A 13192-nucleotide genomic window follows, 5' to 3' on the forward strand; every position below is an offset into this window, starting at 1 on the left:
GCCGTGCGCATCGCAACCTGGAACGTGAACTCTGTTCGTGCCCGTACCGACCGGATCCTGGACTGGCTCCAGCGGTCCGACGTCGACGTGCTGGCGATGCAGGAAACCAAGTGCAAGGATGAGCAGTTCCCGTACGAGCGTTTCCGTGAACTGGGCTACGAGGTCGCGCACGTGGGCCTCAGCCAGTGGAACGGCGTCGCGATCGCGTCCCGCGTGGGTCTCGACGACGTACAGATCGGGTTCGAGGATCAGCCCGGTTTCCACAAGGACCCGGAGGTCGCGCCCGCGCAGGAAGCCCGCGCCATCGGCGCCACGTGCAACGGCGTCCGCATCTGGAGCCTGTACGTCCCCAACGGTCGTGAGCTGGCCGATCCGCACTACACGTACAAGCTCGACTGGCTGGCGAAGTTGCACACCGACGCGGTCGGGTGGCTGGGGCAGAACCCGGACGCGCAGATCGCGTTGGTCGGCGACTGGAACGTGGCCCCCACCGACGAGGACGTCTGGGATCCGGCGCTGTTCGAAGGCAAGACGCACATGTCCGCACCCGAGCGTGAGGCGTTCCAGGCATTCGTCGAATCCGGATTCGCCGACGTCGTCCGGCCGCACACCCCTGGCCCCGGTGTCTACACCTACTGGGATTACACCCAGTTGCGGTTCCCGAAGAAGCAGGGAATGCGCATCGACTTCGTGCTGGGTTCGCCCGCCCTCGCCGGCCGCGTCGACAAGGCCGAGATCGACCGCAACGAACGCAAGGGCAAGGGCGCCAGCGATCATGCGCCGGTCATCGTCGACCTCGGCGACTGAGAACGCAGCACACCGAGCGCCACAACCGCGCACCCGAATCCGATGAGCACTCCGTGCCCGATGCGCAGTGGGGCGTCGACGTAGAACTGCGGGATGAACAGCGCGAACCCCACTGCCATCGGGATCCCCGCCCACCCGGCGAGTAGCCGGGACCGGGCGATCGCCACGGCGGCAGCGGCTGCGCCGACCGCGACGAGGAGCAGACCGGTGGCGAACAGCGTCGCCTGCGCCGCCCCCATCCGCACGCTTTCGGTGAGGGTTGTGACCGCATTCTCGTCGAGGTCGCTGCCGCCCAGGGCGTGCAGCGCGAACGTTTCGGCCCCGTAATAGGGCAGCGTCAGCCCTGTCCCGATCCACGACGCCGCCACCGCGACCACCGCCGCCCGTTCACCGCCCGTCCCTTTCAGCAGTCCGCTGAGCGCGACGAGCGCAAGCCCGAACGCGATGAATCCGCCGACCGCGGCGAGGTGTGCGACGAGCCACGACGGTGAGGCGAACTCGGCCCGCCCGTCCGGCGCCCCGCCCGCTGCGTAGGGACGCACCAAGGGGTACACGACGAACAGGACGCCGGCGAGGGCGAACAGCGCCGCGGCGCAGATCCGTGCGACCCCGGTACGACTCTCGATCCGATCCGACACGGTCATGACGACTCCTCCATTGTGAGCACCGCTCTCTATGCAGAGCAGTATTCACAGCAGAGTCGCAGATGGCAAGAGCAGTGCTCTCGCGAGTGGGGCTACTCGGCAACCAGGACGTCGAGGTGCTCAGGATATAGCGCCAAGTAGCGCTGGACATACGTGCAGATGGGACGCACTTTCCAGCCACGCCGACGCGCCGAGCCGAGCGCCTCGCCCACGAGGACCGCGGCCAGCCCGCGCCCACCGAACTCTTCCTTGACGACCGTGTGCATGAACGCGACCACCTCGCCCGGCTTCGCGGTGAATCCGGGAATGTCGTCCTCGTCCCGGTAGCCGAGGATGCCGACCAACTCGTCCCCCAGCCACAGATCGAATCGTTCATGGGCAGGGTTGTCGAGCACGCGAGCATCAGCGGCCGTGATGTTCCCCGACGACTCGGAACTGTTCGAAATGTGATCCATGCCACTCATGGAATCAGTAAGGCGGCATCCTCGCGAGCGGAATCGCCGCTCCCGGAACCGTTTCGTTGCCGACGAGTGCCCGATTCGTGGCCCGCCGCAGTCAGCCGTCCACCGGAACGACGAGGTCGCGGTACTCGGGATGCGCCGAAACGAAGCGCTGCACGTACGTGCACACGGGCCGGACCTTCCAGCCGTACCCGCGGGCGAGGTCGAGGGAGCGACCCACCATGAGGGCGGCGAGTCCGCGGTGGCCGAAGTCCTCCACGATCACGGTGTGCATGAACGAGACCACGGGCGCCTGCCGCCCTCGACTCTTCGGGCCCGGCGGCCGAGCGGCCACAACGCCCTCGCCGGCACCGGCGCCGGGCGGGGTGTCCGCGAGGTCGAAATACCCGAGGATGCCGACCAGATCACCACTCAGGCGTAGCTCGAATCGGTTCTGATCGGCGTTGTCGATCACGTCCACAACCTGCGCGTCTGTCAGCATGGCTATCTCCTGGGGGTATGTGTCGTAATCGAAATGTGATGTTCATCACCCTTTATACCGATGCCGGGAACCGCTGTCCAAGTTTCACCCGAATGATTGATCACAGAGATCTCGGTTACAGTTTGTGTGACAACTACACATCCACGGGGGCTCGCACCAGCGGGCTGAGAGGACGGCTAGGGCCGTCGACCGTCGAACCTGTCCGGGTAATGCCGGCGTAGGGAGCATCATCGATGAGCACACACGTATCTACAGCCACGTCCGTCACGACGGGGCCGATCGAGGGCAGCACCAAGCAGTACCTGCTGTCGGGCGACGACATCCGGGTGCCGGTCCGGCGCGTACACCTCACCAACGGTGAACACCTCGACGTGTACGACACGTCGGGTCCGTACACCGACGCGGACGCCACGATCGACCTGGGAGCGGGATTGCCGCATCTGCGCGCACCGTGGATCGCCGGCCGGGAGGGCACCCAACTCGATGCCGCTCGCGCCGGCGTCGTCACCGCCGAGATGCAGTATTGCGCTGCACGCGAGGGTGTTTCACCCGAGACGGTGCGCACCGAGGTCGCGGCGGGACGCGCCGTGATCCCGGCCAACCGCTGCCATCCCGAACTCGAGCCGATGATCATCGGCAAGGCGTTCGCGGTGAAGATCAACGCGAACATCGGCAACAGCGCGGTCACGTCGTCGATCGCGGAAGAGGTCGAGAAGATGGTGTGGGCGACGCGGTGGGGTGCAGACACCATCATGGACCTGTCCACCGGCAAGAACATCCACGAGACACGAGAATGGATCCTGCGCAATTCGCCCGTGCCCGTGGGAACCGTGCCGATCTACCAGGCGCTCGAAAAGGTCGGCGGCGACCCGACCGCGCTCACATGGGAGATCTACCGCGACACCGTGATCGAACAGTGCGAGCAGGGCGTCGACTACATGACGGTCCACGCCGGTGTACTGCTTCGCTACATCCCGCTGACAGCACGTCGGGTCACCGGAATCGTCTCCCGCGGCGGGTCGATCATGGCGGCCTGGTGCCTGGCCCACCATCGAGAGTCATTCCTGTACACCCACTTCGGCGAACTGTGCGAGATCCTCCACCGCTACGACGTCACGTTCTCGCTCGGTGACGGTCTGCGCCCCGGCTCCATCGCGGATGCCAACGACGAAGCCCAGTTCGCGGAACTGCGCACCCTCGGGGAGCTCACGCGGATCGCGAAATCCCATGGGGTGCAGGTGATGATCGAAGGTCCCGGGCACGTCCCGATGCACAAGATCGTGGAGAACGTGCGCCTCGAGGAAGAGTTGTGCGAGGAGGCGCCGTTCTACACGCTCGGGCCGCTCGCCACCGACATCGCGCCGGCGTACGACCACATCACGTCCGCGATCGGCGCGGCGATGATCGCGCAGGCCGGCACCGCGATGCTCTGCTACGTGACACCCAAGGAACACCTGGGACTGCCGAATCGGGACGACGTCAAGACCGGGGTCATCACGTACAAGATCGCGGCGCACGCGGCGGATCTCGCGAAGCAGCATCCGCGGGCGCAGGAGCGGGACGACGCGCTGTCGAAGGCCCGGTTCGAATTCCGCTGGCACGACCAGTTCGCGCTGTCCCTCGACCCGGATACCGCGCGGGAGTTCCACGACGAGACGCTGCCCGCCGAGCCGGCAAAGACGGCCCACTTCTGCTCGATGTGCGGCCCGAAGTTCTGTTCGATGCGGATCTCCGCCGACGTGCGCGAGTACGCACAGCAACATGGACTCGATTCGGTCGAAGCCATCGAGGCGGGCATGGCCGAGAAGTCGAGCGAGTTCGTCGACGCAGGTGGTCGCGTGTATCTGCCCGTCGAGTCCGTCACCTCAGAGAATCGGTAAGGTCCCCTTCGTGAAGCTGCTGCCCCTGACCCCCGACGGCCAGACCCCCGTCCGAGTCCTCACCATCGCAGGCACCGATTCCGGCGGTGGCGCCGGGATCCAGGCCGACTCGCGGACGATGGCGCTGTGCGGCGTCCACGCATGCGTCGCGGTCGCCGCGGTGACGGTGCAGAACTCGGTGGGCGTCAGCGGTTTCCACGAGATTCCGCCGGAGACGGTGGCCGCGCAGGTGCGGTGCGTCGTCGACGACATCGGGGTCGGGGCAGCGAAGACGGGCATGCTGGCGTCGACGGCCATCATCGAGGCCGTCGCCGCCGTGTGCACCGAGGTCGGGATCGGCCGCGACCTACCGGTCCCGCTGGTCGTGGACCCGGTGTGCGCGTCGATGCACGGCGATCCGCTCCTGCACGCCGAGGCGCTGGACGCCGTGCGGAACACGCTGATCCCGATCGCCACGGTGGTCACCCCGAACCTCGACGAGATCCGGTTGATCACCGGCATCGAGGTGGTGGACGACGCGACCGCACGCCGCGCCGCCGAAGCGCTGCACGCGCTCGGGGCGCAGTGGTCGATCGTGAAGGGCGGGCATCTCCGGACGTCGGCGTCGAGCACCGATCTGCTGTTCGACGGCGACAGGTTCCTCGAGTTCAGCAGTCCCCGCATCGACACCGGCAACGACCACGGCGGCGGTGACACCCTCGCGGCCGCCATCGCGAGCGCGCTCGCCCACGGGTGGTCCGTGCCCGATGCGGTGGCGTTCGGTAAGGAATGGGTCACCAAGTGCCTGGAGGCGTCGTACGACCTGGGTGCCGGTCACGGCCCCGTCTCTCCACTGTGGCGACTCCGTCACCCGTGAGTACTTATTAACGTCCGGCGGTTGAGAAGTACTCACGGGCGGCGGAGCCGCAACCGCCAGATACCGAGGTCGGAGGGCACCCCGCTCGGCGCGGGGGCGAAGAAGGCGCGTCGCCACGGTTTGACGCCGACACCCAGTTCGTCGAGGGTGCCCGGCTGCAGACTCTCCAGCGTGGCGGACGACGCCATCACGTTGCCGTCGCCGCCCAGTTCCATCATGCGTGCCGCGATCGTCACGTCCACGCCGAGCCAGTCGCTGCCGATCTGCCGGGGCACACCGGTGTGCATGCCGACGCGCATGCGGGGGCGGTAGCCGTCCACCTCCACCTCCGCGAGCGCCTCCTGCGCGGCGAAGACGGCGTCGATCGCGCGGTCCGGGCTCGGGAAGACGGCCATCACGCCGTCCCCCAGGCGTTTCACCACGTGTCCTCCGCGGTCGACGATGGGGGTCTCGACGGCTCGGGCGACGTCACGCAGCAGGGCGAGGGTGGCGCTGTCACCGGCGGGCAGCGACCAACTGGAGAACCCCACCAGGTCGGTGAACACAATGGTCACTTCCTGCGTTCCCCGGCCGCGTCCGGTGCGCTCGAGCAGCGCCTGCCACACCTGCAGCGCGCCGAGGCTCATCTCACGGGACGCGCCCGGCTGGTGGTCGAGGAAGCGATCGGCGACGCGGGCGATGGCCCGTGCGCTGCCGGGGCCTGCCGTCGACAGTGGATCGCCGAACGCCGGATCGCCGGGTAGCGCACGACGAACCCTCCGCAGCCCTTCGATCAGCTGTGGCTGCCGGTTCACCGATCCCATCCAGCCCAGAACCTTGTCGCCTCGTTTCGGTGTCTGCGCAGCGTCGAGTTCGGCACTGTCCTCTTCGGCCGGGTCGTCGCTCACGAGAGTAAGGGTAACCCAGCGTCACATGCACAAACCCGTGTCGAATCGGACATCACTCCGCCGCCCGCGCCTTCTCCCGGTCCGCGCCGGTGGGGACACCGTTCGGCCCGGCGAGCGACTCCGCATAGACCCCGACGGCATACGCGACCGCGGCGGCATTCTTGGCGAGCGCGGCCCGGTTCACGTTCTCGAGAGTGTCGGTCGCGCTGTGGTAGTTCTCGTCGTACACCACATCCGGGGTGCCGCCCCACTTCTGTGCCTGCTCGGGGGTCTTCGTCTCGTCGGCGCCGCTGAACACGCCGCCCGAGGGGATGCCGTGCTCGATGAACGGACCGTAGTCGGATCGGCCGTCGAAGTCCGTGCCGTCGGCGGCGACCCCGTTGCCCTTAAGGAACTCGATGAACGTGCGCTCGATGCCCGCGGAACCCTCCGGTCCGGGCCCCTCGCCGACGTTGTCGGAGTTGTCGCCGTCGTACGCCAGGTAGCCGGCGTTCTCGGAACCGAGCATGTCGAAGTTCAGGTACAGCGCGATGTCGTTCCGCTGGTCCTCGCTGAGGCTGTTCACGTAGGCCTCCGAACCGAGCAGACCCAATTCCTCGGCGCCCCAGAACGCGAAGCGCACCGCGTTGTCGACGTCGGGCGAACCGCCGAGCTGCACCGCCGTTTCGAGGGTCGCGGCGACGCCGGTGCCGTTGTCGTTGATGCCGGGACCGTCCGGGACGCTGTCCAGGTGGGCGCCGACCATCACGACGTCCTCGGCCGAACCGGTCTTCGTCTGGGCGATGACGTTACGAGCGGTGCTCGACTCGGTGGTGGTGTCGAGGGTGAGGGTGACGTCGCCCCCGGCCTGCTCGAGTGCGGCGCCGTCCGCCTTGCTCACTCCGCCGGTGGGCACCTTTCCCACGTCCGGGTCGCCGAGGGTTCCGCCGTTCATCGGTCCGTCCTCGTTGTTGACGACGATCACGCCTGCGGCGCCGCGCTCGGACGCGAACTGCTGCTTGGCCGCGAACGGGCACACCCCGCGGTTGACGAGGACGATCGCCCCGGTGACGTCGAGGCCGTCGTAATCGGTGACCTCGCATCCCGGACTCTCGTCCTTGGGGGCGGGTACCAGGCGGGCGGTGATCCCCTCCGGACCGGTCGACGGTGAATACGACAGCGCACGCACCTCGAAGTCACGGTCGCCGGACCTGAGTGCCTCCGTCCGGACGTCGAACTTGTGGAACTCGAATTCGGGCGTCTCGACGTCGAAGCCCTTGTCTTCCAGCACCTGTGCGACGTAGTCGACGCTGGCGTCGTAGCCGGAGGTTCCGGCCGCGCGGTTGCCGTTGTTGTTCTCGGCGATCGTCTGCAGTTGCTCCAGGTGTGCCACCACACCGCCCTCGGTGACCGAGGCCGCGAGAGCGCTCGCGTCGACCGGCGGCGAATCGGGTTCGCTCGTCGACGAGCACCCGGCCAAGATCATCGCACCGGCCACTCCGACTGTGAAGGCTCCCCGTAGTCGCATGTCGGGAGCCTAACGCAGAAGCACCGGTGGGCCGGCGCGAATGGATTTCGCACCGGCCCACAGGCTCCCGCCCCACCGTCACCCTCAGCCAGGTCTCCCGACGATCACCTGGCGGAGGAGCGGGGCGAAAGTACTGTATCGGGTGTCAGGCGTCGCGCTTGTTGACGACCACCAGGCCGGCCCCGAAGATCACGAAGACGAACACCGCGAAGTACACCAGGCTGCCCCACGGGCCCCAGTGGAATTCGACCCCCTGCGGCGCCCCCAGGAAGTTGTTGGCGTTGAGGAACGGCAGGAAGGGCATGATCTTCTCGCCGAACGAGCCGAACAGGTTGAACAGGCTCTCGATCAGCAGCGGCCACAGCAGCAGCAGTGCGATCGCGCCCGCCGACTGACGCAGCAGCGTGCCGACACCGACGGCGAGAACCACGCACAGGAACGCGTAGATCGGGACGCCGTAGATCGACCGCCACGCGTCGTCACCCGACAAGGTGAGCGCCGCTCCGGCCTCGTCACCCGCGGTCGCCTTCGCGATGGCGTACGCACCGAAGGTGAGCACGAACGTCAGCACGGCGCCGAACGCGCCGATCAGGCCGGCCTTCGCGATGAGGACGGACGCGCGGTTCGGGATGGCCTGGAACGTGGTGCGGATGACGCCGAACCGGTATTCGCTGGTCACGGCGAGCGCCGCGAGGATCATCAGGACCAGCACGCCGAATCCGGAGACCCCGCCGACCGCGTCCGACATCTGCGGCAGGAACGGATCGAAATCCGGTTGCTTACCGTCGGCGATCTGGTTTTTGAAGGAGTTGATGCTCGCCTTGGCGCTCAGCCCGATGACCGCGGCGAGGCCGAGACCCAGCACGATGATGATGACCGTGCACCACCACGGCGACCTCGTCGACGTGATCTTGATCCGTTCGGCATTGAGAACAGCCATTACAGTGCACCCCTCATCACATCTTCGACGCCCTCTGCGTGGTACTGCACGTCGTCTCCGGTCAACTTCATGAAGGCGTCCTCCAGCGATCCACGCTGAGATGCCAACTCGTGCAGGACGATGCCCTGCGAACCGGCGATCCCGCCGACGACGTCCGTCGACGAATCCACCACGACGAGCGCCTGCTGCCCGTCGGATCCGTCCTCGCGCACGGTGAGCCCGTTGGACGTGAGCGCGCTGCGCAGCGCGTCCAGCTGTGGGCTCCGCACGCGCACCGTCGATTCCGAGGACTTGCTGACGAACTCGGACACGGTGGTGTCGGCGATCAGACGCCCCCGGCCGATGACCACCAGATGTTCGGCGGTGAGCGCCATCTCGGACAGCAGGTGGCTCGACACCAGCACGGTGCGTCCCTCCGCGGCGAGGCGCTGCATGAACTTCCGGATCCAGACGATGCCCTCCGGGTCGAGCCCGTTCACCGGCTCGTCGAACAGCAGCACCTTCGGGTCGCCGAGGAGCGTGGCGGCCAGGCCCAGTCGCTGGGACATGCCGAGTGAGAACCCGCCTGCCTTCTTTCCGGCCACCTCGGTGAGCCCGACGAGGTGCAGCACCTCGTCGACCCGGCTCTTGGGCAGCGAGTTGGACGCCGCCATCCACTGCAGGTGGGCGCGGGCCGAGCGGTTGGGGTGCACCCATTTCGCGTCGAGCAGTGCCCCCACCGTCCGCAGCGGCTGCACCAGGTCTCCGTACGGTTTGCCGTCGATCAACGCGGTGCCCGCCGTGGGGCGGTCCAGCCCGAGGATCATGCGCATGGTCGTCGATTTGCCTGCACCGTTCGGGCCGAGGAAGCCGGTGACCATACCCGGCTTCACGTTGAACGTCAGGTTGTCCACCGCCTTCGTCGCACCGAAGGTCTTTGAAAGTCCCCTCACTTCAATCATGGTGAGAAGGATGCCGGAACCTGCGGCCGGCGCGCATCGGCCGCAGGTCTACACCTGACTCGTCCCCTGGTACCGGTCGGACCCTGAGCGAGACCCCGACGCGACCCCGAGAACTACGACGACGCCTGCGCCCAGAACCGCTTGGGAATGCGGCCCGCGTGACGTGCCTCGTAGCCCGCCACCACGGCCCCGCGCATCGCCGAAGCCATGAGTGCCGGGTCCTTCGCCCTGGTCACAGCCGTGGCCAGCAGCACGGCATCGCAGCCGAGTTCCATCGCGAGGGTCGCGTCGCTGGCGGTCCCGATGCCGGCGTCGAGGATGACGGGAACCCCGGCACCCTCCACGATCATCTGGATGTTGTGCGGGTTCGCGATACCGAGCCCGGTGCCGATCGGCGAACCCAGCGGCATCACGGCCACGCAGCCGACGTCCTCGAGCCTGCGGGCCAGCACCGGGTCGTCGGTGGTGTACGGCAGGACGATGAAACCGTCGTCGACCAGTTGCTCTGCAGCGCTGACCAACTCGATGGCGTCGGGCATCAGGGTGCGTTCGTCGGCGATGACCTCGAGCTTCACCCAGTCGGTCTCGAGCGCCTCACGGGCGAGTTGCGCCGTCAGCACCGCCTCGGCCGCACCGCGACACCCGGCCGTGTTGGGCAGCGGCGCGATGTCGAGCCGGCGCAGCAGGTCCAGCACACCGGTGCCGCCTGCGGCGTCGACGCGGCGCATCGCGACCGTGGTCAGCTCGGTGCCGGACGCGACGAGCGCCTCTTCGAGCACCGTGAGGTTGGCGGCGCCGCCGGTGCCCATGATCAACCGTGAACCGAACGTGCGGCCCGCGATCGTGAGGCCCTTCTGCACGCCGGGCGTCGCGTCAGCCACCCTGCACCGCCGTGAGGATCTCGATCTCCCAGCCCCGGACCACGAGCTCGTCCCACCGGGCGCGCGGGAACACGGCGCCGTTCACTGCCACCGCGATGCCTTTGGTGGGCAGGTTCAGCACCTCCAGCAGCCCGGTGACGGTCAACGGTTCCGTGAACTCGTGGTCCTCGCCGTTGACGCTGATGCCGATCGGCACCACTAGTTGCTGCTCACTCATCTCTACCTCGCTACTTTCTCGAAACGTTCGGGGTCGGCGGCTTTCGCCTCGACCAGTGCCGAGCCCTCCAACAATGCCACCGTCGCGTCGGCGGTCACCGGGGTGAGCAGGATGCCGTTACGGCCGTGTCCCGTCGCCACCACGACCCGATCGGACACCCGGCCGATCAGCGGCAGGTTGTCCGGGGTCATCGGGCGCAGACCCGCCGAGGTCTCGCGCAGTTCGTACTCGCCGATGGCGGGCATCAGCGCCTCGGCGTCCGCGATCAGGTCCCGCACGCCGGCCACCGTGACCTGCGTGTCGTTGCCCGACTCGTACTGGGTGGCACCGACGACGATGCCGTCGGCCCGCGGCACCAGGTAGGCGGGCCTGCCGTGCACGCTGCCGCGGATGGTGCGGCCGGGCGCGGGGGTCACCCCGGGACGCGAGCGCAACCGCAGGATCTCGCCCTTCACGGGGCGAACCGGAAGCCCGGGCCACAGGGCCGGTGACGCGATGCCCGCGGTGACGACGATCTGGTCCGTGCTCAGCCGGTCGAGGCTGTGCACGGCCTCCCCGATCAGCTCCACTCCGGCGTCGACGGCGCACCGCTGCAACGCCTTCAACAGCAGCCTGTTGTCCACGGCCAGTTCGTCGACGGCCAAGAGTCCCAACCGGACTCCGCGACCCAGCATCGGCTCGAGCGCCCGGACTTCGGCGCGACCCAGGATCTGCAGTTCCCGCCCCTGCGCACCCACCCATTCGGCGATGGTCCGCAGGTCCTCCGCGTCGGCGCCGTCCAGCGCGACGGTGAGCGAACTCTCCGACGTGAACAGCTCGACGCCGGCCCCGGCCTCGAGTTCCTTCCCGAATTCGGGCCACCGGTCGAGGGACGCGCTTCCCAGTTCGAGGACGCTCTCCTCGCCGGGCCAGCCCTCGGACAACGGGGCGAGCATGCCGCCCGCCACCCAGGACGCTCCCGAACCGATCGACGGGTCGTACAGCCGTACCGACCACCCGTTGCGGGCTGCGCGCCACGCAATGGACAGGCCGATCACTCCGCCTCCGACGACGGATACCGATCTCGCCATTGAACTCCACCTCACTTCCTGCGCCGGCATGATCCGGGTCAGGTATGACGGTCGGGCTCGGCGTGAGCCCCTCTCAGCCCCACGTTCCCCGGGACTCCCGTGTTGCACTTTCACCGTAGAGGCTACCGTCATGCCGTGACCACCTCGCATCACAGCAACCTCACGGACCGTCGGCGCCGCCTCGGAACAGCACGTTTGTACCTGTGCACCGATGCTCGGCGCGAGAAGGGCGACCTGGCGCAGTTCGCCGAGGCCGCACTGTCCGGCGGCGTCGACATCATCCAGCTCCGCGACAAGGGCTCGGCCGGAGAGAAGAAGTTCGGCACGATGGACGCCCGGGACGAACTGGCGGCGCTGTCGGTGCTCGCGGCCGCGGCCAGGCGGCACGGAGCGCTGCTCGCGGTCAACGACCGCGCCGACATGGCGCTGGCGGCCGGGGCCGACGTGCTGCACCTCGGCCAGGGCGACCTGCCCGTCCCGTACGCACGGACCGTGGTGGGTTCCGACGTCCTGATCGGCCGCTCCACCCACAGTCGCGCGCAGGCCAGTCTCGCGGCGATCGAGGACGGCGTCGACTACTTCTGCACCGGTCCGGTGTGGGCCACCCCCACCAAGCCGGGGCGGACCGCGTCGGGCATCGATCTGGTGCGATCGACCGCCGACTCGGAGCCGAACCGCCCGTGGTTCGCGATCGGCGGCATCGACGAGTCCCGCGTTCCGGAGATCCTCGCCGCGGGGGCCTCCCGCATCGTCGTCGTGCGGGCCGTCACCGAGGCCCGCGACCCGCAGGCCGCCGCGCGCTCGCTGTCCGCCCTGTTGCAGCAGAACGCGTAGTTACGGCTGGTCCAGCCAGTCCAGCACCGTAGCGGGCGGCAGGACCACGACTGTGGCCGGCAACTGTTCGATCAGGTCGGGGTCGGTGGTGACGAATGCCGTCACCGTTCCGAGCGTGGTGCCGTGGCCGGCCGGTTCGGCGAGGCTGCCGACCGCGTCCAGGGCTTCGAGCACCTCGACGCGCGGCAACCACCCGTAGGTGCCGTCGGGCAGGTGCACCGTGCGGGGCAGTGCCTTCGACAACTGCGCCAGCGCGCCGCGTTCGCCCAGCACGTCGTGCCGGTCGAGCAGCAATCGCACCTCGGTGGTGCGCAGTTGCGGCCACCCCGCTTCGAATCCCGGGTGCAGCGGCAACCCGGCGACGTCGGTTTCCCGCACCCAGCGCAGTTCGGTGCTCTCGCCGTTCGCGACGGTGGGCAGTGGGCGCTCGGCGTCGGCGATCACCGTGGTGTAACTCCAGCCGCTCGCGGCCTTCATCGTGACGACCTCGGTGCGGACGCGGATGGCCGCGCTCTCGATGCCGGCTTCCTCGTGGGCCTCGCGCACCGCGGCGTGGGTGGTGGTCTCGTGGCTGTCCCGGGCACCGCCGGGCAACGCCCACGTACCGCCCTGGTGACTCCAGACCGCACGGTGCTGCAGCAGCACGGCCGGCGTCTCGTCGGGGAGCGGCGCACGCAGCAACAACCCGGCCGCACCGTGCTTGCCCCAATGACGACTGCCGTCCGGCCCGGTTGCCCAACCGTCACCGTCACCACGCATCGACTACCCCTGTCCGACCTGATGGGT

At 68.3% G+C, this 13192-nt stretch carries 15 protein-coding genes and 2 riboswitches; of the genes, 4 read left to right on the top strand and 11 right to left on the bottom strand.

Annotation, left to right across the window (positions count from 1 at the left end; translation table 11 throughout):
* Positions 1-3: 3 nt before the first annotated feature.
* A complete protein-coding gene (locus QM693_RS31570; RefSeq protein ID WP_283354297.1) occupies positions 4-807 on the top strand; it encodes an exodeoxyribonuclease III in 804 nt (267 codons plus the stop codon).
* Here the strand turns inward: QM693_RS31570 and QM693_RS31575 are convergent.
* The 3 genes from QM693_RS31575 to QM693_RS31585 all read right to left on the bottom strand — a co-directional run bounded on the left by QM693_RS31575 (position 774) and on the right by QM693_RS31585 (position 2393).
* Positions 774-1451 carry a hypothetical protein gene (locus tag QM693_RS31575; protein WP_283336512.1) on the bottom strand — a complete coding sequence of 226 codons (678 nt, stop codon included), beginning with the start codon at positions 1449-1451 and terminating at the stop codon, positions 774-776. The two genes, QM693_RS31570 and QM693_RS31575, sit on opposite strands and share 34 nt — an antisense overlap.
* A 92-nt stretch (positions 1452-1543) precedes the next feature.
* On the bottom strand, positions 1544-1906 hold the full coding sequence (locus QM693_RS31580; RefSeq protein ID WP_283354298.1) for a GNAT family N-acetyltransferase: 363 nt from the start codon (positions 1904-1906) through the stop codon (positions 1544-1546).
* A 100-nt stretch (positions 1907-2006) separates the two neighbouring features.
* On the bottom strand, positions 2007-2393 hold the full coding sequence (locus tag QM693_RS31585; protein WP_283354299.1) for a GNAT family N-acetyltransferase: 387 nt from the start codon (positions 2391-2393) through the stop codon (positions 2007-2009).
* 133 nt (positions 2394-2526) lie between these two features.
* A riboswitch (TPP riboswitch) is annotated at positions 2527-2634 on the top strand.
* Here QM693_RS31585 and thiC point away from each other — a divergent pair.
* Both thiC and thiD read left to right on the top strand, forming a co-directional pair.
* Positions 2627-4273 carry a phosphomethylpyrimidine synthase ThiC gene (gene thiC, locus QM693_RS31590; RefSeq protein WP_283354300.1) on the top strand — a complete coding sequence of 549 codons (1647 nt, stop codon included), beginning with the start codon at positions 2627-2629 and terminating at the stop codon, positions 4271-4273. Its footprint overlaps the riboswitch before it by 8 nt.
* A gap of 10 nt (positions 4274-4283) precedes the next feature.
* Positions 4284-5129 carry a bifunctional hydroxymethylpyrimidine kinase/phosphomethylpyrimidine kinase gene (thiD, locus tag QM693_RS31595; RefSeq protein ID WP_105421232.1) on the top strand — a complete coding sequence of 282 codons (846 nt, stop codon included), beginning with the start codon at positions 4284-4286 and terminating at the stop codon, positions 5127-5129.
* 32 nt (positions 5130-5161) lie between these two features.
* Here thiD and QM693_RS31600 read toward each other — a convergent pair whose 3' ends face one another.
* The 7 genes from QM693_RS31600 to thiO all read right to left on the bottom strand — a co-directional run bounded on the left by QM693_RS31600 (position 5162) and on the right by thiO (position 11572).
* Positions 5162-6016: an adenylate/guanylate cyclase domain-containing protein gene (locus tag QM693_RS31600; RefSeq protein WP_005563843.1), complete on the bottom strand. Its 855-nt coding sequence runs from the start codon at positions 6014-6016 to the stop codon at positions 5162-5164.
* A 52-nt stretch (positions 6017-6068) separates the two neighbouring features.
* Positions 6069-7523, bottom strand: a complete 1455-nt coding sequence (locus tag QM693_RS31605) for a M20/M25/M40 family metallo-hydrolase (RefSeq protein WP_283354301.1) — start codon at positions 7521-7523, stop codon at positions 6069-6071.
* Between the two features lie 145 nt (positions 7524-7668).
* Complete coding sequence (locus QM693_RS31610) at positions 7669-8463, bottom strand: ABC transporter permease (RefSeq protein ID WP_283336675.1); 795 nt, start codon at positions 8461-8463, stop codon at positions 7669-7671.
* Positions 8463-9404: an ABC transporter ATP-binding protein gene (locus QM693_RS31615; RefSeq protein ID WP_280779803.1), complete on the bottom strand. Its 942-nt coding sequence runs from the start codon at positions 9402-9404 to the stop codon at positions 8463-8465. The genes QM693_RS31610 and QM693_RS31615 overlap by 1 nt, the downstream gene beginning before the upstream one ends.
* A 113-nt stretch (positions 9405-9517) precedes the next feature.
* Positions 9518-10285, bottom strand: a complete 768-nt coding sequence (locus QM693_RS31620; RefSeq protein ID WP_280779802.1) for a thiazole synthase — start codon at positions 10283-10285, stop codon at positions 9518-9520.
* Positions 10278-10502, bottom strand: a complete 225-nt coding sequence (gene thiS, locus QM693_RS31625) for a sulfur carrier protein ThiS (protein WP_280779801.1) — start codon at positions 10500-10502, stop codon at positions 10278-10280. Before thiS ends, QM693_RS31620 begins: the two co-directional genes overlap by 8 nt.
* 2 nt (positions 10503-10504) lie before the next feature.
* A complete protein-coding gene (gene thiO / locus QM693_RS31630; RefSeq protein WP_283336674.1) occupies positions 10505-11572 on the bottom strand; it encodes a glycine oxidase ThiO in 1068 nt (355 codons plus the stop codon).
* Positions 11571-11683, bottom strand: a riboswitch (TPP riboswitch). (Overlaps the previous gene by 2 nt.)
* Positions 11684-11707: 24 nt before the next feature.
* On the opposite strand from thiO, the gene thiE reads away from it, so the two are divergent.
* The gene (gene thiE / locus QM693_RS31635) at positions 11708-12406 is read left to right on the top strand and encodes a thiamine phosphate synthase (RefSeq protein ID WP_144287983.1); all 699 of its coding nucleotides are present in this window, start codon (positions 11708-11710) and stop codon (positions 12404-12406) included.
* Here the strand turns inward: thiE and QM693_RS31640 are convergent, their stop codons facing one another.
* Positions 12407-13165: an NUDIX hydrolase gene (locus QM693_RS31640; protein WP_280779799.1), complete on the bottom strand. Its 759-nt coding sequence runs from the start codon at positions 13163-13165 to the stop codon at positions 12407-12409.
* Positions 13166-13192 lie beyond the last annotated feature (27 nt).

Source organism: Rhodococcus sp. IEGM 1305 (assembly GCF_030058635.1).
Classification (GTDB): Bacteria; Actinomycetota; Actinomycetes; order Mycobacteriales; family Mycobacteriaceae; genus Rhodococcus_F; species Rhodococcus_F opacus_D.